Origin of the sequence: Streptomyces sp. SCL15-4 (assembly GCF_033366695.1) — a bacterium.
Lineage (GTDB): Bacteria > Actinomycetota > Actinomycetes > Streptomycetales > Streptomycetaceae > Streptomyces.
Window position 1 is genome coordinate 290946 of record NZ_JAOBTQ010000001.1, and the last position, 23325, is coordinate 314270.

The 23325-nt window shown below is 73.9% G+C and carries 1 protein-coding gene; it reads right to left on the reverse strand.

Translation table 11 applies throughout. The features are described from left to right. Positions 1-2: 2 nt before the first annotated feature. Positions 3-22835, reverse strand: a complete 22833-nt coding sequence (locus SCK26_RS01245; RefSeq protein ID WP_318199335.1) for an SDR family NAD(P)-dependent oxidoreductase — start codon at positions 22833-22835, stop codon at positions 3-5. Positions 22836-23325 lie beyond the last annotated feature (490 nt).

Consider the following 23325-nt stretch of genomic DNA (forward strand, 5'->3'; position numbering starts at 1 on the left):
CGCTACTCCTCAGCGTTGCGGGACTCGCCCGAGCGGATGACCTCGGTCCTGCGGTGCACGTCGTCCAGAAGACTGAACAGTTCGTCGTCGCTGGCCTCGTCGACACCGGCCGCGGAGCTGGTGCGTTTGGCGGTCCAGGCCGCGAGAAGTGCTTCGAGGCGGGCCGCGACGGTCTCGTAGTCGGCGTCGGCGGCTGCCGCGTCCAGGGTGGACTTGAGCTGGTCGAGTTCGGCGAGCAGAGGGTCGGGTTCGGTGCCGTGCAGCCGTGTGTGCACGAAGGCGGCGAGGCGGGCCGGTGTCGGGTGGTCGAAGACGAGCGTGGCGGGCAGGCGCAGGCCGGTGTCCGCGTCGAGCTGGTTGCGCAGTTCCACGGCGGTGAGCGAGTCGAACCCGATGTCGGTGAACGCCTGGTCGGGGTCGACCGCCTCCGGTGACGAGTGCCCCAGGACGACGGCGACCTGGCGCACGACGAGTTGCAGCACGTCGGTCTGCGTCCACATGCGGTCGGCGGCCTGCCTGCGCCGGGGCCGTACCAGCTCCCGCAGCAGGACGGCCGGGTCGCCGGCGCGGCGCAGCGCCGGCAGGTCGAACCTGACGGGGGCGAGGGTGGGGGTGTCCGCGGTCAGCGCGGCGTCGAACAGGGCCAGCGCGTCCGTCGTCGGCAGCGGCCGTACGCCGGCCCTGGCCAGGCGGTGCCGGTCGGTGGCGGTCAGGCCTCCGGTCATGCCGCTGGCCTCCGCCCAGTAGCCCCAGGCGAGCGACACGGCCGGCTGTCCCTGGGCGTGCCGGTGTGCGGCGAGGCCGTCGAGGTACGCGTTCGCCGCCGCGTAGTTCGCCTGGCCCGCGCCGCCCAGCACACCGGCCGCCGACGAGAACAGCACGAACGCCTCTAGGTCCGAGGTCAGTTCGTGGAGGTGCCGCGCCGCGAGGGCCTTCGGCTCCCAGACGCGCGCGAACTGCTGCGGGGTGAGGGAGGCCACGACGGTGTCGGCCAGCGTGCCCGCGGCGTGGATCACCGAGGTGACCGGGTGTTCGGCGAGCAGCCGCGCCACCGCCTCGCGGTCGGACACGTCGCACGCCACGATGTCGGTGGTCGCGCCCAGCGCGGCCAGGTCGGCGGTCAGCGCGGCCGCGCCGGGGGCGTCCGAGCCGCTCCGGCTGACCAGCAGCAGGTGCCGCACGCCGTGCCGTTCGGCGAGGTGGCGGGCGATGGTGCCGCCCAGGGTGCCGGTGCCGCCGGTGACGAGCACCGTGCCCTCGGGGCCGAGCGGCGAGGACAGTGGTTCGGTCCGCGCCCGTTCGAGGCGGGGGACGTGAACGGCGCCGGCGCGGATCGCGAGCTGGGGTTCGTCACCGGCCAGCCGGACCTCGTCGCCGTCGTCGCCGTCGACCAGCACGAACCGGCCGGGGTGCTCGGTGGCGGCCGACCGGACGAGGCCCCAGACGGCGGTGGCCTCCGGGTCGACGTCCTCGCCCGGCCGGACCGGCACGGCGTTGCGCGTGGCGACCACCATGCGCGGGGTGTCCGTGGTGAGGAAGTCCTGGATGACCCGCAGGGTCTCGACGGGCGATGTGGCGTGGTGGACCGGGATGTCCGGTTCGGTGGTCGCCGCTTCCAGGACCGGCCACGCCACCTGGTACGGCACGTCCCGCGTGGTGGCTCCGGCCGGCCGGCGCAGGGTCAGCGAGGCGATCTCGGCGATCGGCGCGCCCGTCTGGTCGGCGAGGCCGATCGCGCAGGTGTCCCGGCCGGTCACGGTCAGCCGGACCCGGGCGTGCTCGGCGCCGCGCCACCAGGAGATCCCGGCGAAGGAGAACGGCATCTTCGCCCGGTCGTCGGCGACGGTCACGGTCTGGATCGCGGCGTCGAGCAGGGCGGGGTGCAGGGCGAACCGGGTGTCGCCGGAGGGGACGGCGACCTCCGCGTAGAGGGTGTCGCCGTCGCGCCAGGCCGCTCGCAGACCTTGGAAGGCCGGGCCGTAGGCGAATCCGGCGTCCGCCAGGTTGTCGTAGAAGGCGTCAAGGTCGACGGCTTCGGCGGGCGGCGGCCACTGCCGTGCCCAGGGCTGCCGGGGTGTGACGGGTACGGCGCCCAGGGTCCCGGTGGCGTGCCGTATCCACTCGCCGTCCGTGCGCGAGTGGATCGCGACGCCGCGCCGGCCCGTCCGGTCGGGGCCGACGGTCACGGACACCTGCGCGCCGTCCGCGACCACCAGCGGTGTCTCCAGCGTCAGGTCCTCGACCGCCGGGCAGCCGACGTGTTCGCCGGCCCGGAGCGCCAGGTCCACGAACGCCGCGGCGGGCAGCAGGGGCGAGCCCGAGACGATGTGTTCGGTGAGCCACGGCTGCGCGGCGGTGGCGAGCTGTCCCGTCAGCACCACGCCGTTGTCGTCGGGGAGTTCCATGGCGTCCCGCAGCAGCGGGTGGTCGATCCGGCCGTCACCGGTCGGTGCCGGGGTGGTGGGCTGGAGCCAATAGCGCTGGTGCTGGAACGCATACGAAGGCACCCGCGCGTCCGTCCTGGTCTCCGTGACGGCCGGTGGCGTCCAGGACGCGGCACCGTCCGCCCACAACCGGCCCAGCCCCGCGAACAACCGCTCCGCGCAATCCCCACCACGCCGCATCAACCCATTACCCACCAGCAACGGATGCGGACCCACCTCCACAAACCCCGTAACACCCTCACCCACCAGCCACTCCACCGCATCGGCGAACCGCACCGGCTCCCGCACCTGCCGCACCCAATAATCAGACTCCCCCATCCCCACCGGACGACCCGCCACCGTCGAAACCACCGGAATCACCGGCTCACCGAACGACAACCCCGCCGCCACCCGCCCCAACTCCTCCAACACCGGATCCATCCGCGCCGAATGAAACGCATGACTCACCGCCAACCGCCCCACCCGACGCCCACGACCACGCCACACCTCACCCACCACAGCCACCGCCGCCTCATCCCCCGACACCACCACCGCATCCACCCCGTTGACCGCCGCCACCTCCGCCCCCGGCACCAACGACCCCACCACCTCCTCCACCGACGCCCCCACCGACACCATCGCCCCACCACCAGCCAACCCCTGCATCAACCGACCCCGCGCCCCCACCAGCACACACGCATCCTCCAACCCCAAAACCCCCGCCACATGAGCCGCCGCCACCTCACCCACCGAATGCCCCACCACAAAATCCGGCCGCACACCCAACCACTCCACCAACCGGAACAACGCCACCTCCAACGCGAACACCCCACGCTGCGTGAACGACGTCTCCCCCAACACCCCCTCCCCGTCCTCGAACAACACCCCCACCGGCAACCCCAACAACCCACACACCTCATCCAACACCCGCGCAAACACCGGAAACACCCCGTACAAACCCCGCCCCATCCCCACCCACTGACCACCCTGACCAGAAAACACAAACGCCGATTTCCCCGGGGAGGCAGTGCCCGTGACAATGCCGGGTCTTCCGTCGATCAGCGCGTCCAGGCCGGCCGGGTCGGTCAGCACAGCACGGTGCGGAAACCGAGCCCGCGCGGCCAGGTCCGCGGCCACCTCGGCCGGTGTGACCTCGGGGTGCTCGGCGAGGAACCGGCGCAGCCTGCGGGCCTGGTCGCGCAGGGCCGCGTCCGACTTCGCCGACAGCAGCCACGGCACCGGCACGACGGGTGCGGGCGCGGGCGTGGAAGCGGCAGGGGACTCGGGAGCGGGATCGGAGGTGGCAGGGGACTCGGGCGACGGCTCCTCGACCGGTGCCTCCAAAATCACGTGTGCGTTCGTACCGCTGATGCCGAACGCCGAGATGCCCGCGCGACGCAGGTGACCGTTGTCGGGCCAGGGCCGGGCCTCGGTGAGCAGCCGGATGTTTCCGGACTCCCAGTCGACGTGCGAGGTCGGCGCGTCGACATGCAGCGTCGGCGGCAACTGCCCGTGCCGCATCGCCATCACCATCTTGATCACACCCGCCACACCCGCCGCCGCCTGCGTGTGCCCGATGTTCGACTTCACCGACCCCAGCCACAACGGCTCCACCCGGCCCCGGCCGTACGTCGCCAACAGCGCCTGCGCCTCGATGGGATCACCGAGCGTCGTCCCCGTACCGTGCGCCTCCACCGCGTCCACCTCGGACGCCTCCAGACCGGCGTTCGCCAGCGCCTGACGGATCACGCGTTCCTGGGAGGGCCCGTTGGGCGCGGTCAACCCGTTGGACGCCCCGTCCTGATTCACCGCCGAACCCCGCACCACCGCCAGCACCCGGTGACCATTGCGCCGCGCGTCCGACAACCGCTCCAAGAGCACGACACCCGCGCCCTCGCCCCACGCCGTACCATCAGCCGCCTCGGCGAACGCCTTCACCCGGCCGTCGGCCGCCAGCCCCCGCTGCCGCGAGAACTCGACGAACCCCGCCGGCGTCGCCATCACGGTCACCCCGCCGGCCAACGCCAGCGAGCACTCCCCCGAGCGCAGTGCCTGCGCCGCCAGATGGATCGCCACCAGTGACGACGAGCACGCCGTGTCCACCGACACCGCCGGACCCTCCAGCCCCAGCAGATACGACACGCGCCCGGAGGTCACACTCGTCGCCGTGCCCGTCGAGAGGTAGCCCTCCAGGTCGGGCGGCTGTGCCCCGGCGCCATAGCCCGAGGACCAGATGCCGGTGAAGACGCCCGTCTGGCTGCCCCGCAACGACGTCGGATCGATCCCCGCGTCCTCGAACGTCTCCCACACCGTCTCCAACAGCACCCGCTGCTGCGGATCCATCGCCAACGCCTCACGCGGCGAGATCCCGAAGAACGCCGCGTCGAAGTCGCCGGCGGTGTCCAGGAAGCCGCCCCATCGCGTGTACGACGTCCCCGGACCGCCGGCCGGATCGTAAAGACGACCCACATCCCACCCACGATCCGACGGGAACTCCCCCACCGCATCGACCGCGCCCGCCACCACACCCCACAACTCCTGCGCCGACCCCACCCCGCCCGGATACCGGGCCCCGAGCCCCACCACCACCACCGGATCACCCGAGACCACCACCGGAACCGGCCCGGGTGAGGCAGGCGCCTGGCGCCGGGCGCCGACCAGGAGGTCCCGCAGGTGGCCGGCCAGCGCTTCGGGCGTCGGGTAGTCGAAAGTCAGTGTCGCGGGCAGCCGTATCCCGGCGACCGCGGACAGGCGGTTGCGCAGTTCCACGGCGGTGAGCGAGTCGAAGCCCAGGTCCTTGAAGGCCCGCTCGGCGCTGACGGCCGCGGTGTCGGTGTGGCCGAGGACCGCGGCCGTCTGGCCGGTGACCAGTTCCAGGACGCGGTTGTGCCGATCGGTCTCGGGCAGGGCCGCCAGTTCCCTGCCCAGGTCCGGCCGGTGCGTGCGCCGGGCGGACCTGGTACGGGTGAGGCGGCTGAGCAGAGGGCGGGTGGACGCCGCCGACAGGTCGAGGTGTGCGGGGACCAGCGCGGGATCGGCGGCGCCCAGGGCCAGGTCGAACAGTGCCAGTGCCTGGTCCGTGGGCATCGGCAGCACGCCGGCGCGGGCGAGGCGCTCGCGGTCGGTGTCGGTGAGGTGTCCGGTCAGCCCGCTGGCCTCGGCCCAGTGTCCCCAGGCCAGCGACACGCCCGGCAGACCCAGGGCGCGCCGGTGCACGGCGAGGGCGTCCAGGAAGGCGTTCGCGGCGGCGTAGTTCGCCTGGCCCGGGCCGCCCAGCACACCGGCGGCGGACGAGAAGAGCACGAACGCGCTCAGGCCGAGGTCTTTCGTCAGCTCGTGCAGGTGCCAGGCGGCGTCGGCCTTGGGCCGCAGCACCTGGTCGATCCGGCCGGGCGTGAGGGATTCGACGACACCGTCGTCGAGCACGCCGGCCGCGTGCACGACCGCGGTCAGCGGGTGTGCGGCCGGGATCGAGTCCAGTACGGCCGCCAGCGCGTCCCGGTCGGCCACGTCGCAGGCCACCACCTCGGCGTCGAAGTCCACCTCCGCCGCGGTCCTGCCGAGCAGGAGCAGGTGCCGGATGCCATGCCGGTCGCGCAGGTGCCGGGCGACGAGGCGGCCCAGTGTTCCGGTGCCTCCGGTGATCAGCACGGTGCCGTCCGGGTCGAGCGGGCCGGGTGCCGGGGCCGCTTCGGCCCGTACCAGGCGGGCGGCGTGGGCGGCGCCGTCGCGGACGACGAGCTGCGGTTCGTCCCCCGCGACGAGGACGCGGTCGTCGGTGTCGACGAGCACGAACCGGTCGGGGTGTTCCGCCTGGGCCGAGCGGACCAGGCCCCAGACGACGCTGGACGGCAGGTCGACGGGGTCCGGCCCGACCGCCCCGCGGGTCACGACGGCCAGCCGGCCGTCCCCGTCGCGCAGGAAGTCCTGGAGCACGCCCAGCGTCTCGGCGGCGACGGTGTGCGCGGCCGTCACGGGGTCTCCCGCCGGGGGCGTGACGTGGTGGACGGCCGGGGGTTCGCCGGTGCTCTCGACGGGCACCCAGTCGAGGCGGAAGAGCTGGTCGGTCCCGGCGAGCGGCAGGCCCGGCGGCCGGTGGCGCACGGTCAGCGCGTCGATCACCGCCAGCGGGCCGGACTCGTCGGCGAGCGCGACCCGGAAGGTGTCGGGGCCGGTGGGTGTGAGGCGGACCCGGGCCGTGGAGCCGGCTTCCCGCATCGACACCCCGGCGAAGGAGAACGGCAGGCGGCCGGCCGCCAGCAGGGTCAGCGGCTGGAGTGCGGCGTCGAGCAGCGCGGGGTGGAGACCGAAGCGGTCGCGGGTGTCGGCGGGCAGCGCCACCTCGGCGTAAAGCTCGTCGCCCTGCCGCCGGATCTCGCGTACGCCCGCGAACGCCGGCCCGTACTCGTAGCCCTGGGCGGCGAGGGTGTCGTAGAAGTCGGTCAGGTCGACGGGCTCACCGGCCGGCTGCCAGGGCTCGCCGGTGTCGTACGGGTGGGGGCGGCCGCTGTTCGCGAGCATGCCGGTGGCGTGCCGCAGCCAGGTGCCGCCCGTCCGGGAGTGGACGGTGACGGGTCGCCGGCCCGTCCCGTCCGGTGTGCCGGCGACGACCTGGACCGGCACGGAGGCGTCGTCCGGCAGGATCATGGGGGCTTCCAGCACGAGTTCGTCCAGGACGTCGCAGCCGGCCTGCCGTCCGGCGTGCAGGGCGAGTTCGACGAACACGGTGCCGGGCAGCAGCACGGAGCCCTGGACGACGTGGTCGGCCAGCCACGGCCGGGTGGCCGTCGAGAGCCGCCCCGTGAGCAGGACGCTCTGGTCACCGGCCAGTTCGACGACGGCCCCGAGCAGCGGGTGCCCGGCCGAGTCCAGTCCCGCCGCCGACACGTCGCCCTTGGCGGCGGCGGGGTGCAACCAGTACGGCCGGTGCTGGAAGGCGTACGTCGGCAGCGGGACATGGTGGGGCTCGCCGGGGAAGACCGGCGTCCAGTCGACGGCCACGCCTTGCGTGTGCAGGCGCGCCAGGGCGAGGTGGAATTCCTGCCTGCCGCCGCCGCGGCGCAGTGTGCCGGTCACCACGCCGTCCATCACCGGCACCAGTACGGGGTGCGGGCTGACCTCCACGAACACGCCGTGCCGGTCCTGGGTCAGGATCTCGACGGCGAGGTCGAAGCGTACGGGTTCGCGGAGGTTGCGGTACCAGTAATCGGCGTCGAGCGTGGAGGTGTCGATCTGCTCGCCGGTCACCGTTGAGTAGAACGGGATCACCGCCGGGCGCGGTGTGATGCCGGCGAGGTCGGTCAGCAGCTGATCACGGATCGCCTCGACCTGGGCGGAGTGGGCGGCGTAGTTCACCGGCAGACGGCGGGCACGGATGCCGTCCGTCTCACAGGCCGCCAGCAGTTCGTCCAGCGCGTCCAGGTCGCCCGACACGACGACCGAACCAGGCGCGTTGACCACCGCCACCGTCAGCCGGCCACCCCAGCGGGCCACGAACTCGGCAGCCCGCTCATCGCCGAGGCCGACCGACACCATCCCACCCTGATCCGCCAGAGCGACCAGCGCCTTGCTGCGCAGCGCGACCACCCTGGCCGCGTCCTCCAACGACAACGCACCCGCCACATACGCCGCCGCGATCTCCCCCTGCGAATGCCCGACAACAGCATCAGGCTCCACACCATGAGCACGCCACAACTCCGCCAGCGCGATCATCACCGCGAACAACGCGGGCTGCACCACATCCACCCGCTCCAGCGAACCACCGCCGGTCAGCACCTCCACCAACGACCAGTCGGTGTACGACCCCAACGCCGCATCACAGGCGTCGACCGCCTCCCGGAACACCGGCTCCGAGCCGTACAACTCCCCACCCATACCCACCCACTGCGCACCCTGCCCCGGAAACACGAACACCGACCGGCCCAATGAACCGGCCACACCCGTGATGACGCGGGGGTCTCCGTCGGCGAGGGCGGCCAGTTCCGCCATGAGGTCGGTCCGGGTGCTGCCGACCAGGGCCGCCCGGTGGGCGAGCATGGTGCGGGTGGTGGCGAGGGCCCGGCCGATCGAGGCCGGCCGGAGTCCGGGGTGGGCGGTGATGTGGTTCGCGAGCCGTCGGGCCTGGGCGCGGAGGGCGTCGTCCGTCTTGCCGGACAGCAGCCACACGGTGGGCTCCGCGGAGTCGTCCGCGGCGGGTTGTTCGGTGGTCTCTTCCGGGAAGTGCTCGATGACGACGTGGGCGTTGGTGCCGCTGGCGCCGAAGGCCGAGATGCCCGCGCGGCGGGGACGCCCCGTCTCCGGCCACGGCCGGGCCTCTGTCAGCAGCCGGATGTCACCGGTGTCCCATTCGACATGCGGCGTGGGCTCCTGGACGTGCAGCGTCGGCGGCAGTTCGGCGTGCCGCATCGCCATGACCATCTTGATCACACCCGCCACACCGGCGGCGGCCTGCGTGTGCCCGATGTTCGACTTCACCGACCCCAGCCACAACGGCTCCACCCGGCCCCGGCCGTACGTCGCCAGCAACGCCTGCGCCTCGATGGGATCGCCGAGCGTCGTCCCCGTACCGTGCGCCTCCACCGCGTCCACCTCGGACGGCTCCAGACCGGCGTTCGCCAGCGCCTGCCGGATCACCCGCTCCTGCGACGGACCATTCGGCGCGGTCAACCCGTTGGACGCCCCGTCCTGGTTCACCGCCGAACCCCGCACCACCGCCAGCACCCGATGACCATTGCGCCGCGCGTCCGACAACCGCTCCAGCAGCACCAACCCCGCGCCCTCACCCCACGCCGTGCCATCGGCCGTCGACGAGAAGGGCTTGCACCGGCCGTCAGGGGACAGGGCACGCTGGCGGGAGAACTCCGTGAACTGCAGGGGGGTCACGCTCACGGTCACGCCGCCGGCCAGGGCGAGTGTGCACTCCCCCGAGCGCAGTGCCTGCGCGGCGAGGTGGATCGCCATCAGTGACGAGGAGCAGGCGGAGTCGACGGACACGGCCTGGCCCTGGAGGCCCAGCAGGTAGGAGACCCGGCCGGAGGTGATGCTCGGCGAGATGCCGGTGGCGAGGTAGCCCTCGGTGTCGGGCGGTGCCTGGTCGGGGCTGCCGACGTAGCCGGAGGACCAGATGCCGGTGAACACGCCCGTCTGGCTGCCCCGCAACGACGTCGGATCGATCCCCGCATCCTCCAACGTCTCCCACGCCGTCTCCAGCAGCACCCGCTGCTGTGGATCCATCGCCAACGCCTCACGCGGCGAAATCCCGAAGAAATCCGCATCGAACCCCGCCGCATCCGCCAGAAACCCACCCCACCGCGTATACGACGTCCCCGGATGATCCGCATCCGGATGGAACAACCCCTCGACGTCCCACCCACGATCCGACGGAAACTCCCCGATCGCATCCACACCCCCCGACACCACACCCCACAACTCCTCCGGCGACCCCACCCCACCCGGCAACCGGCACCCCATACCCACGATCACCACCGGATCAGCCCCGCCACCCGCCCCGCCATCCGCCCCGCCCGCCGGCACCGACGACACCACATCCCCGCGCGCACCGGAGAGTTCCGCTGTGAGGTGGTCGGCGAGGTCGGCGGGCGTGGGGTGGTCGAAGACGAGGGTCGCGGGCAGCCGCAGGCCGGTGGCGCCGGCGAGGCGGTTGCGCAGTTCGACGGAGGTCAGGGAATCGAAGCCGAGGTCGCGGAAGGCTAGTCCGGGGGTGATCGCGGCGGTGTCGGAGTGGCCGAGGACGGTGGCGGTGTGGGTGGCGACCAGGGACAGCAGGTCCGACGCGGGGGCCTTCGGCGTGGGCAGGGTCTGCGGCATGGAGAGGTCGGCCGTGGTCAGCGCGGGACGTCCGGCGGCCAGCGCGACGTCGAACATGGCCAGGGCGCGTTCGGTGCCGAGGGGGCGGATGCCCTTGCGGGCAAGGCGTTGGCGGTCGGCCGCGGTGAGGTGGGCGGTCATGCCGCTCTCCTGCTCCCAGTAGCCCCAGGCCATCGACACGGCGGGCAGTCCGAGGGCCTGCCGGTGCGCAGCGAACGCGTCGAGGTAGGAGTTCGCGGCTGCGTAGCCGGCCTGGCCGGCGTTGCCGAGTACACCCGCGGCCGCGGAGAACAGCACGAAGGCGGCGAGGTGGTGCTCGCCGATCAGCTCGTGCAGGTGCCAGGCGCCGTCGACCTTGGGACGCAGCACCCGGTCGAGCTGTTCCGCGGTCAGCCGTTCCACGACGGTGTCGTCGAGCACGCCGGCCGCGTGGACGACGGCGGTGAGCGGATGCTCGGCCGGGATCGAGTCCAGTACGGCCGCCAGCGCGTCCCGGTCCGCGACGTCACAGGCCACGACCCGCACGTCGACGTCCTCTTGGGGCTCCAGGTGCGGCACCGCGCCGCCGCCGCGGCTGACGAGCAGCAGGTGCCGTACTCCGTGGCGGGACACCAGGTGCCGGGCGACGGCCTGGCCGAGGGTGCCGGTGCCGCCGGTGATCAGCACGGTGCCGTCGGGGTCGATCGGCTGGGGGACGGTGAGGACGATCTTGCCGGTGTGGCGGGCCTGGCTCATCAGGCGGAAGGAGGCGACGGCCTGGCGGAGGTCCGCGGCGGTGACCGGCAGCGGCTCCAGCGTCCCGTCGGCGACCATCTCCACGACCCGGGAGAGGATGTCGCCCTGCCGCGCGGGGTCGACGTCGTTGAGGTCGAAGGCCCGGTAGATCAGGCCCTCGGGTGAGCGGACGTCCGTCTTGCCCAGCTCGACGAAGCGTCCGCCGTCGGCGAGCAGCCGCAGGGAGGCGTCGGTGAGTTCTCCCGCGAGCGAGTTGAGGACGACGTCCATGGCCGGGAACCGGTCGGCGAACCGGGTGTCGCGGGACGAACCGATGTGGTCGTCCGCCAGTCCGAGGCGCCGCAGGGTGTCCCACTTGGCGGGGCTCGCGGTGGCGAAGACCTCCGCGCCGCTGTTCCGGGCCAACTGGATGGCGGCCATGCCCACACCGCCCGCGCCGGAGTGGACCAGGACCCGGTCGCCTGGGCGCAGTTCGCCGAGATCGAACAGCCCGTACCAGGCGGTGGTGAACGCGATGGGCACCGACGCCGCCTCGGTGAAGCTCCAGCCGTCGGGGATCGCCGTCAGGAGCCGGTGGTCGGCGACCGCGCGCGGCCCGAAGGCGCCGGGCATCATTCCCATGACGCGGTCGCCGGGCCGCCATGCCGTGACGCCGGGGCCGGCCTCGAGGACGGTGCCGGCCCCTTCGCCGCCCAACGGGGGCCGGTCCGGGTACATACCGAGGGTGATGAGCACGTCGCGGAAGTTCAGGCCGGCCGCGCGTACGGCGACCCGTACCTGACCGGGTTCCAGCGCGGCCTCGTGCCAGGGCAGCAGGGCCAGGTCGTCCAGTTGCCCGGTGCCGGACTCGCTCAGCCGGTACGCGCCGTCGGGGACGGTCAGTTCCGGCGTGTACCGGGCCTGCCGCGGCACGAGGACGCCATCTTGGCGCAGGGCCAGTTCGGGTTCGTCGCCGGCCGTCATGGCGGCCCGGACCGCGTCCTCCTCGGACGCGTCGCCCATGTCCACCAGGACGAACCGGCCGGGGTGCTCGGCGGCGGCGCTGCGGACCAGGCCGCGTACGGCCGCGCCGGCCACGCCGCGGGTCAGGACGGCCAGGCGTGCGGCCGCCCGCTCCGGCTGCCCGGCCAGGAAGTCCTGGACGAGCGCGCGGGCCCGCTGGACGAGGGCGTGCACGGAGTCCGCGTCGGCGTCCGCGGTGAGTACCGGGCTCGGCACCACCTCGGTCGGTGTGCTCGCGGTGAGCGGCACCCACTGGGTGTGCAGCACCGCGGCCCGGGTCTCGGCGGCCGGTCGGACGGTCAGCGCGGTGATGTCCGCGACCGGGTTGCCGGACAGGTCGGTCAGTGTCGCGCGGTAGGTGTCGGTGCCCGTGCGGGCCAGGTGGACCCGGGCGGACGACACACCGGTGGAGTGCACGGCGACGCCGGAGAAGGAGAACGGCAGCCGGACCCGGGTGTCGGGGCTGAGCAGGATCAGCGGCTGGAGTGCGGCGTCCAGGAGCGCGGGGTGGACGCCGAAGCGGGCGCCGTCGGGGACGGACACCTCGGCGTACAGTTCGTCCTGGCCCTGCCACAGCTTGCGCACGCCCCGGAACGCGGGCCCGTACTGGTATCCGAGTCCGGCGAGGAAGGCGTAGAACCCGTCGGGGTCCACGGGTTCGGTGTTCCTCGCGGGCCGGTCGATGCGTCCGGCCGTCACCCGGCCGCCGAGGGTTCCGGAGGCGTGGCGGACCCAGCCGTCGCCGCCCTTGGAGTGCACGGTGACCGGGCTGCGGCCGGCGTCGTCCGGGGCGCCGACCGAGACCTGGATGTCCGTCGGTGTGTCCGAGAGCGCGAGGGGCAGGTGCAGGACGAGGTCGTCGAGGGTTCCGCCGGCCAGGGTGGCGAGTTCGAGGAAGGCGGTGCCCGGCAGCAGGACCGTGCCGTCGACGGCGTGGTCGGCCAGCCAGGGGTGGGTGCGGGTGGAGATGCGGCCACTGTGCACGGTGCTCCCGTCGGGCAGTTCGACGGTGGTGCCCGCCAGCGGGTGCCCGGTGCCGTGGTCGCCGGCCGCGGCGGTGAGCCAGTAGGTGCCGCGCTGGAAGGCGTAGCGCGGCAGCCTGACGCCGTGCGGGCGCTCGTGCGGCCAGGTCACGGCGGCGCCCTGGACGTGGAGGCGGGCCAGGGCGATGTGGAAATCCGCGAGGGCGCCGTGGTCGCGGCGCAGGGTGCCGGTCGCCACGCCGTCCAGGTCCTGCACCAGCACCGGGTGCGGGCTGACTTCCACGAACGCCTCGTGGCCGTCGGCGGTGAGCCGGGCGGTGGCCAGGTCGAACCGTACGGGTTCGCGCAGGTTGCGGTACCAGTAGCCGGCGTCGAGAGCGGAGGTGTCGACCGGCTCGCCGGTGACCGTGGAGTAGAAGGGAGTCGCCGCCGGCCGGGGCCGGATGTCCGCGAGGTCGGTGAGAAGCCGCTCGCGGACAGCCTCGACCTGCGCCGAGTGTGCCGCGTAGTCGACGGGGATGGCGCGGGCGCGCAGGCCGTCCCTGGCGCAGGCTGCCAGCAGTTCGTCCAGGGCCCCGGGTTCGCCGGACACGACGACGGTCGAGGCGGAGTTGACCACCGCGACGGTGATCCGGTCGCCCCAGGGGCCCAGGTAGCCGGCGGCGTCGTCCGCGGACAGCGCGACGGAGACCATGCCGCCGTGTCCGGCCAGGGCCACCAGGGCCTTGCTGCGCAGCGCGACCACCTTGGCGGCGTCGTCCAACGACAACGCGCCCGCGACGTACGCCGCCGCGATCTCGCCCTGCGAATGCCCGACGACGGCATCAGGCTCCACACCATGAGCACGCCACAGTTCGGCAAGCGCGATCATCACCGCGAACAACGCGGGCTGCACCACATCCACCCGCTCCAGCGAACCACCGCCGGTCAGCACCTCCACCAACGACCAGTCGGTGTACGACGCCAACGCCGCGTCACAGGCGTCGATCACCTCCCGGAACACCGGTTCCGAGCCGTACAACTCCCCACCCATACCCACCCACTGCGCACCCTGCCCCGGAAACACGAACACCGACCCACCCAACGGGCGCGCGGTCCCGGTGACCAGACCCGGCGCCGACCGGCCCTCCGCCAGGGCGTCCAGGGCCGCGGCGGTGCCGACCACCACCGCACGGTGCTCGAACACGGTGCGGGCGGCCAGGGCACCGCCGACCGCCGCCGGGCTCACCTCGGGATGTACGGCGGTGAAGGCGCCCAGCCGGCGTGCCTGCTCCCGCAACGCCGCCTCGGACCTGGCCGACAGCGGCCAGAGGACCTGGTCGTCCGCGCGGTCTCGGGGGGAGGGTGCGACGGAGTCGGTCTCGGCGGGTTGTTCGAGGATCACATGGGCGTTGGTGCCACTGATGCCGAAGGCGGAGACGGCGGCCCGCCGCGGCCGCCCGGTCCCGGGCCAGGCGACCGGTTCGGTGAGCAGGCGGACCGCGCCGGAGGCCCAGTCGACGTGCGGGGTCGGCGCGTCCACATGGAGGGTTCGCGGCAGTTCGCCGTGGTGCATCGCCATGACCATCTTGATCAGGCCGGCCGCGCCGGCCGCCGCCTGGGTGTGGCCGATGTTCGACTTCACCGACCCCAGCCACAACGGCTCGTCCCGGTCCCGGCCGTACGTCGCCAGGAGTGCCTGGGCCTCGATGGGATCGCCGAGAGTGGTGCCGGTGCCGTGGGCTTCCACCGCGTCCACCTCGGACGGCTCCAGCCCGGCGTTCGCCAGCGCCTGGCGGATGACGCGTTCCTGGGAGGGTCCGTTGGGCGCGGTCAGGCCGTTGGAGGCGCCGTCCTGGTTGGTGGCGGAGCCCCGGACGACCGCCAGCACCTCGTGGCCGTTGCGGCGGGCGTCGGATAAACGTTCCAGCAGCAGCAGGCCGGCGCCCTCGGCCCAGCCCGCCCCGTCGGCCGCGGCGGCGAAGGACTTGCTGCGGCCGTCGGGCGCGCTCGCCCCCTGCCGGGACATCTCGGTGAACAGCGTGGGTGCCGCGTTGACGGTGACGCCGCCGGCCAGGGCGAAGGAACATTCTCCCGAGCGCAGCGCCTGAGCGGCCAGGTGCAGGGCCACCAGGGACGACGAGCAGCCGGTGTCCAGGGACAGTGCCGGGCCGAGCAGGCCCAGCTGGTACGCCAGCCGGCCGGAGCCCACGCTCGACGCGGTGCCGGTGACCTGGTAGCCCTCCAGGTCGTCGGGGACCGGCCCGGCGGCGTAGCCGGTGGACCAGATGCCGGTGAACACGCCGGTGGGTGTGCCCTCCAGCGTGGTCGGGTCGATACCGGCGTACTCGATGGCCTCCCACGCGGTCTCCAGCAGGATGCGCTGCTGCGGGTCCATGGCGAGCGCCTCGCGGGGCGATATCCCGAAGAACGCCGCGTCGAAGTCGCCGGCGGCGTCGAGGAAGCCGCCCTGGGACGTGCTGGACGTGCGCGGGCGGCTTCCCGTCGGGTCGTACAGGCGGTCGATGTCCCATCCGCGGTCGGCCGGGAAGTCGCCGACCGCGTCCACGCCGTCCGCGACCAGCCGCCACAGGTCCTCGGGGGTGCCGACGCCTCCGGGGAAGCGGCAGCCCATGCCGATGACCGCGATCGGCTCGTCCGTCGCGGCCGGGGCCGGGGCCTGCGGCGCGTCCCGCTCGCCGGACTCGCCGGACAGGTGGGCGGCCAGCCGGGCCGGGGTGGGGTGGTCGAAGACGAGGGTGGCGGGCAGTTTCACCCCGAGCGCGGCGGTCAGGCGGTTGCGCAGGTCCACCGCGGTCAGCGAGTCGAATCCCAGGTCCTTGAACGCCTGCCGGGGGTCGAGCCGCTCGGGGGTGGCGTGTCCCAGCACGCCGGCGACGTGGGTGGTGATCAGCTCCAGCAGGTCGGTGCCGGCGGCGGGAGGCGCGGGCCGGGGGGCCTGCGGCCGGTCGTGGGCCTCGGGCAGGTCCCGCAGCAGCCGGCTCGGCCGCGCGTGGGTGTAGGCGCGGGCGAACTGTGCCCAGTCGGCCTCGGTGACGACCGCGAGGGCCTCGTCGTGGTCGAGGACGTCCTGCAGCGCGTCGAGTGCCCGGTCCGGGCCCAGTTCGCCGAGGCCGAGCAGGGTGCGCTGGTGCTGCACGGACTCCAGGGCCGCCATGCCGCCTTCGGCCCAGATGCCCCACGCGACGGAGGTCGTGGCGCGGCCCTGGGCGCGGTGCTGTGCGGCCAGGGCGTCGAGGAAGGCGTTGCCGGCGGCGTAGGCCGCGCCGTGGCCGTCGCCCCACACGCCCGCGGTGGAGGAGAACAGCACGAAGGCGTCGAGGTCCGGCAGGAGTTCCGCCAGGTTCGCCGCCCCGGCGACCTTGGCCGCGATGACCTCGGCGAACTCCGCCGGTGTCGTGTCGGCCAGCCTGGTCGCCCTGATCACGCCGGCGGTGTGGAAGACCGCGCGGATGTCACCGGCGCGCTCGACGAGGGCCCGCAGCGCGTCCCGGTCGGCCACGTCGCACGCCGCCACGGTCACCCGCGCTCCGGCTGCCTCCAGTTCGTCGCGCAGGCCGGCCGCGCCGGGTGCGTCGGGGCCGCGGCGGGCGGCCAGCACGATGTGCTCCGCGCCCTGCCGCGCGAGGCGGCGGGCCACGTGTCCGCCGAGCGCGCCGGTGCCGCCGGTGACCAGCACCGTGCCCCGTGGCCGCCAGGACCGCGCGGCCGGGCCCGACGGGGCCTTGCGGCGCAGCCGTTTGGCGAAGCGCCGGGCACCGCGGACCGCCACCTGGTCCTCGCCCGTGCCGGCGAGCACGACGAGCAGCGCGTTCACGCTCTCCTCGTCGGGCACGGCGGGGAGGTCGACCAGGCCGCCCCAGCCGTGCGGGAACTCCAGCGCCGCGGACACGCCGGTGCCCCACGCCAGGGCCTGGGCCGGGCTGGTGACCGGGTCGGTGCCCGAGGTGCTCACGGCGCCGCTGGTCGCGCACCACAGCGGGACGGCCGGTGTCCGCGCCGGGTCCAGGGTGCGGACCAGATCCAGGGTGCGGACCAGACCCGCCGGGAGCACCGGGTGGTCGGGGTGCGGGTCCTCGTCCAGCGCCAGCAGCGACAGCACGCCGTCCGGCCCGGGCCGGGCGTCCCGGGTGCCGGCCAAGTCCCGGCTGCCGGCAACCGCGAAGCCCCGTTCGCGCAGGGCCTCGGCCCACGGATGCCCGGTCGTGGCCAGGACGAGCCAGCGAGCCGGGTCCACCGGGGCCGCGGCACCGCTCGTCGGCGCCCATGCCACCTCGTACCGCCAGTCGTCACGGGGCACCGGCGGGGTCGCGGTCACCCAGTAGGGCTCGCGCTGGAAGGCGTACGTGGGCAGGTCCGCCCTGGGTGCGGTGCGGGGCAGGACCGGAGTCCAGTCGACGTCGGCTCCGGCGGCGTAGAGGCGTCCCGCCGCGGCGAGGAACTCGGTGAGGCCGCCGTGGTCGCGGCGCAGTGTTCCGGTGGCGGTGACATCCAGCGCGGGCACCAGCACCGGGTGCGGGCCGACCTCCAGGAACAGGTCGTGGCCGTCGGCGGTGAGCCGGGCGGTGGCCAGGTCGAACCGTACGGGCTCGCGCAGGTTGCGGTACCAGTAGCCGGCGTCGAGAGCGGCGGTGTCGACCGGCTCGCCGGTGACCGTGGAGTAGAACGGGATCGCCGCCGACTGGGGCGTGATGCCGGCCAGGTCGGTGAGCAGTCGCTCGCGGATCGCCTCGACCTGCGCGGAGTGGGCGGCGTAGTCGACGGGTAGGCGGCGGGCGCGGATGCCGTCGGCCTCGCAGGCGGCCAGCAGTTCGTCCAGCACGTCGAGGCCGCCGGACACCACGACCGCCGCGGGTCCGTTCACCACGGCGGTGGTCAGCCGCCCGTCCCAGCGGGCCAGGTAGCCGGCGGCCTGTTCGGCGGACAGCGCGAGGGACACCATGCCGCCCCGGCCGGCGATGACGGTCAGTGCCCTGGACCGTAATGCCACGACCTTGGCGGCGTCCCGCAGCGACAGCGCGCCGGTGACGTACGCGGCGGCGATCTCCGCCTGGGAGTGGCCGACCACGGCGTCCGGCCGCACGCCGTAGGACCGCCACAGGTCGGCCAGCGCCACCATGACGGCGAACAGGGCCGGCTGGACCACGTCGACGCGGTCCAGCGAGCCGTGGCGCAGTTCGTCGACCAGCGACCAGTCGGTGTACGGGGCCAGGGCGGCGGCGCAGGCGTCGATGCCGGCGCGGAAGACCTCGGACTGCTCGTACAGGTCACGGCCCATGCCCGCCCACTGCGCCCCTTGTCCGGGGAAGACGAACACGGTCCCGCCGGTACGGGCCGGCAGGCCCGGCGGGAGCGCGGCCAGGCCGGACAGCAGGTCGTCCCGGTCGGCGCCGACCACCGCGGCCCGGTGCCCGAACCGGGTGCGGGCGGCCAGTGCGCGGCTGATCGCGGCGGCCGGGACGTCGGGGTGGGCGGTCGCGTACGCGTGCAGTCGCTCGGCCTGGGCGCGCAGCGCGGCGTCGGTCTTCGCGGACAGCAGCCAGGCGGTGGGGGCGGCCCGGCCGGCGGGTTCGGGAAGGCGGCCGGGGTCCGGGTCCAGGGACCGCTCGATGATCAGGTGGGCGTTGGTGCCGCTGATGCCGAAGGCCGAGATGCCGGCGCGGCGCGGGTGCTCGTGCTCCGTCCACGGCCGGGCCTCGGTGAGCAGCCGGACGCCGCCGGAGGCCCAGTCGACGTGCGGGGTGGGGGCGTCTATGTGCAGGGTTCGCGGCAGTTCGCCGTGGCGCATCGCCATGACCATCTTGATCAGGCCCGCGACGCCGGCCGCCGCCTGGGTGTGGCCGATGTTCGACTTCACCGACCCCAGCCACAACGGCTCGTCCCGGTCCTGACCGTAGGCGGCCAGCAGGGCGTCGGCCTCGATGGGGTCGCCGAGGGTGGTGCCGGTGCCGTGGGCCTCGACGGCGTCCACGTCGGACGGCTCCAGCCCGGCGTTCGCCAGCGCCTGGCGGATGACGCGTTCCTGGGAGGGGCCGTTGGGCGCGGTCAGGCCGTTGGACGCGCCGTCCTGGTTGACCGCGCTACCCGCGACGACCGCCAGCACCCGGTGGCCGTTGCGGCGGGCGTCCGACAGGCGTTCCAGCAGCACCAGGCCGGCGCCCTCGGCCCAGCTGGTGCCGTCGGCCGCGGCGGCGAAGGGCTTGCTGCGGCCGTCCGCCGCGAGGCCGTGCCGGCGGGAGAACTCGGTGAAGCCCAGCGGTGTCGCCATGATGGTGACACCGCCGGCGAGCGCCAGCGAGCACTCGCCCGCGCGCAGGGCCTGGGCGGCCAGGTGGACGGCGACCAGGGACGACGAGCAGGCGGTGTCCACGGACAGCGCCGGGCCGCGCAGCCCGAGGTGGTAGGCGACCCGGCCGGACGTGACGCTGGTCGCGACGCCGGTGAATAGGTAACCCTCCAGGTCCTCCGGCAGGCCCGGCCCGGTCGCGTAGCCGGACGACCAGACGCCGGTGAACACGCCGGTGTGGCTGCCGCGCAGCGCGGCCGGGTCGATCCCGGCGTGCTCGAACGTCTCCCAGGCCGTCTCCAGCACGAGCCGCTGCTGCGGGTCCATGGCGAGCGCCTCGCGCGGCGAGATGCCGAAGAACGGAGCGTCGAAGCCGGCCACCGCCTCCAGGAACCCGCCCCGGGTGATGTACGTGGTGCCCGCGCCGCGCAGTTCCGGGTCGTACAGGCCGCCCAGGTCCCAGCCGCGGTCGTCCGGGAAGTCGCCGATCGCGTCCACGCCCTCCGCGACGAGCCGCCACAGGTCGTCCGGCGAGGCCACCCCGCCGGGGAAGCGGCAGCCCATGCCCACGATGACGACCGGGTCGTCGTCGTGGGCGGCCGGGGCGGCGGGGGCCGGCCGGTCGCCGGGGCCGGTGCGCAGCCAGTCGATCAGCTCCGCGGGCGTCGGGTGGTCGAAGACGAGGCCGGAGGGGAGTTGCCGGTCCAGGACGACGGCCAGGCGGTTGCGCAGTTCGAGCCCGGTGACCGAGTCAAGGCCGAGGTCCTTGAAGGTGAGTGCGGGATCGATGTCCGCGGGGTCCTCGTGGCCCAGTACGAGCGCGATCTGCGCGGTGACCACGGCGGCCTCGTCGACCGTGCCGCCCGACTCGGATTCGCCCGTGTCCGTGCCGCCCGTCCTGGTGTCGCGGGTCTCCGGGCCGCCGTCCGGCCGGCCGGGCGCGGCGGTCCCGGCCGCGTGCGTCCCCGGGCCGGCCGGGGTCCGTCCGCTCGTACCGGCTGTCGCTCCGGGCAGCCAGTACGAGCGACGCTGGAAGGCGTACGTGGGCAGGTCGACCGGCGCGGCCTCGGCGACGGCCGGGGACCAGTCGACCGGCACGCCGGCCACGAACAGCCGGGACAGCGCGGTCAGGAAGACGTCCGGTCCGCCCCGGTCGCGGCCCAGCGTGCCGGTGGCGACGCCGGGCCCGCCGGTCCGCTCGCGGGCCTGTTCCAGACTCTGTTCGAGGGCGGGCAGCAGCACCGGGTGCGGGCTGACCTCGACCACGACGTCGTGCCCGTCCGCGAGCAGCGCGGCGGTGGCCAGGTCGAAGCGGACCGGCTCGCGCAGGTTGCGGTACCAGTAGCCGGCGTCCAGCTCCGTGGTGTCGTCGAGGAGGCCGCCGGTGACCGCGGAGTAGTACGGGATGGTGCCCTGCCGCGGCCGCACACCGTCCAGTTCGCTGTGCAGCCGCTCGCGGAGGGCTTCGACGTGCGCGGAATGGGAGGCGTAGTCCACCGGGACGACGCGGGCGCGGACACCGTCCGCCGCGCAGGACTCGACCAGTTCGGACAGGGCCCGCGTGTCGCCGGACACCACGACCGAGCCGGTGGCGTTGACCACGGCGACCGTCAGCGCGCCGTCCCAGCGCGACACGTAGTACTCGGCCCGCTCGGCGGACAGGGCCACGGACACCATGCCGCCCCGGCCGGTCAGCGCCACCAGCGCGCGGCTGCGCAGTGCAACGATCCGGGCCGCGTCGGACAGCGACAGCGCGCCCGCGATGTATGCCGCGGCGATCTCGCCCTGCGAGTGCCCGACCACCGCGTCGGGCTCGACACCGAAGGAGCGCCACAGTGCCGCCAGAGACACCATCACCGCGAACAGGGCGGGCTGCACGATGTCCACGCGGTCGAGCGGGGCGCCGTCCAGGACATCGGACAGAGACCAGTCGGTGTACGGGGCCAGGGCCTGGGCGCACTCGTCCATGGCGGCCCGGAAGACGGGGTACGCGGCGTACAGCTCCCGGCCCATGCCGGCCCACTGCGCGCCCTGGCCGGGGAACACGAAGACGGTACGGCCCGGGGTGCCGGCCCGGCCGGCGGCGACCTGGGCGGAGTCGAGCAGGACCGCGCGGTGCGCGAAGCGGGTTCTGGTGGTGGCCAGCGCGTGCGCGACCTCGGCGTCGGTCAGGCCCGGGTGGCTGCGCACGTGTGCGCGCAGGCGCTCGATCTGCGCTCTTAGCGCCTGCTTGGTCCGCGCCGTGACGATCCACGGCGCCGGCCGGGCCTCGGAGGCGGGCCGCCGGGCCGGCGGCGCGGCCGGATCGGGTGCCTGCTCGACGATCACGTGCGCGTTGGTGCCGCCCATGCCGAACGACGACACGCCGGCGAGCAACGGAGCGTCCGGCCGCGGCCAGGGGGTCAGCGCGGTCTGGACCCGCAGCGCCAGTGCGTCGAGAGGAATGCCGGGATGGGGGGTTTCGTGGTTCAGGCTCGGCGGCAGTGCGCGGTGGTACACGCTGAGGACGGCCTTGAGCAGACCGACGATGCCCGCGGCGCCTTCCAGGTGGCCGACGTTCGTCTTGGCGGATCCCACGCGCAGGGCGCTGTCGGCATTGCCCTCGGCGTCGCCGGTCCCGGCCGGGTCGCGGTAGGCCGCCGCGAGGGCGGCGGCCTCGACGGGGTCGCCGACAGCGGTGCCGGTGCCGTGCAGCTCCACGTACTGCACATCCGCGGGACGCACGCCGGCGCGGGCCAGTGCCTCGCGGATGACCTGTTCCTGGGCCTGCGCGCTGGGCACGGTCAGGCTCTGTGTGGCGCCGTCGTTGTTGACCGCGCTGCCCCGGACGACACCGTAGACGCGGTCCCCGTCGGCCAGGGCCCGGTCCAGCGGTTTCAGGACGAGGAAGGCGCCGCCCTCGCCGCGGACGAAGCCGTTGGCCCGTGCGTCGAAGGTGAAGCAGCGGTCGTCCGGGGACAGGCCGCCGAACTCCGCCGCGCCCTCCTCGCGTGCGGCGGTCAGGTTGAGGTTCACCCCGCCGGCCAGGGCGAGCGCCGACTCGCCCCGGCGCAGGCTCTCGACCGCCAGATGCACGGCGACCAGCGCCGACGACTGGGCCGTGTCGACCGTCATGCTCGGTCCGCGCACACCGAGGAAGTGCGAGACGCGGTTGGCGATGACGCCCCGGCTGGTGCCGGTCAGCGTGTGCGGCGTGATGTGACCGGGGTAGGCCAGGGACGTGTAGTCCTCCCACATCGAGCCGACGAACACCCCCGTCGGGCCGCCCGTCAGCGTGCTCGGCACGATCCGGGCGTCCTCCAGGGCCTCCCAGGCGAGTTCGAGCATGAGCCGCTGCTGCGGGTCCATGCCGGCGGCCTCACGGGGGGACACACCGAAGAACGCGGCGTCGAAGCCGTCCACCTGGTCCAGATAGCCGCCGTGCCGTACGCCCTGCCGGCCCGCGGGCGGCGCGGTGATCGCGTCGGTCCCGGCGCACAGCAGTCGCCAGAACGCCTCCGGGTCCGGGGCTTTCGGCAGCCTGCCCGCCATTCCGATGACAGCGACACGATCAGCGTCCGAATCCAAGGGGAAGCGCATCACATCGACACCTCGTGAGCCGGGGGATGAAGGGAGCCGGGGTGTTTCCGTAGCAGTGCCGACGGTGCGGTTCCGGCCGCGCGAGCGACCGGATCATCGAGGGCGCGGACAGCCCGGCGACCCGGTCGTATCCGTACCCGGACTCGCCCGCGCTTCGGGCGCCTGGATCAGTGGAGCGGTCCTCGAAAGCGACAGCGTTGGCGATCTGCGAGGAAGATGCGCTGGTCAGCTGAGTGGAGGGGCGGGACGATGATCGGCCCGCCGCGCAGACGAGCATGGCAGCAACATCACGCCATCGCCATAGGCCGGGCGAAGGCTGGCTCAAACGAAGCACATCACAACGTCATATGCCCGCACGAAAGAGGCACCTTGGCGAGATCCGTCCCGTACTCCATGAAGCGCGTCGCGCCTTGCGGACGGCCCGTCGCAGTGTCCGCCGACGGATCGGCCGGCGAATCCGCCGGTGAGCCTGCCGGTGCGGTCACGGACG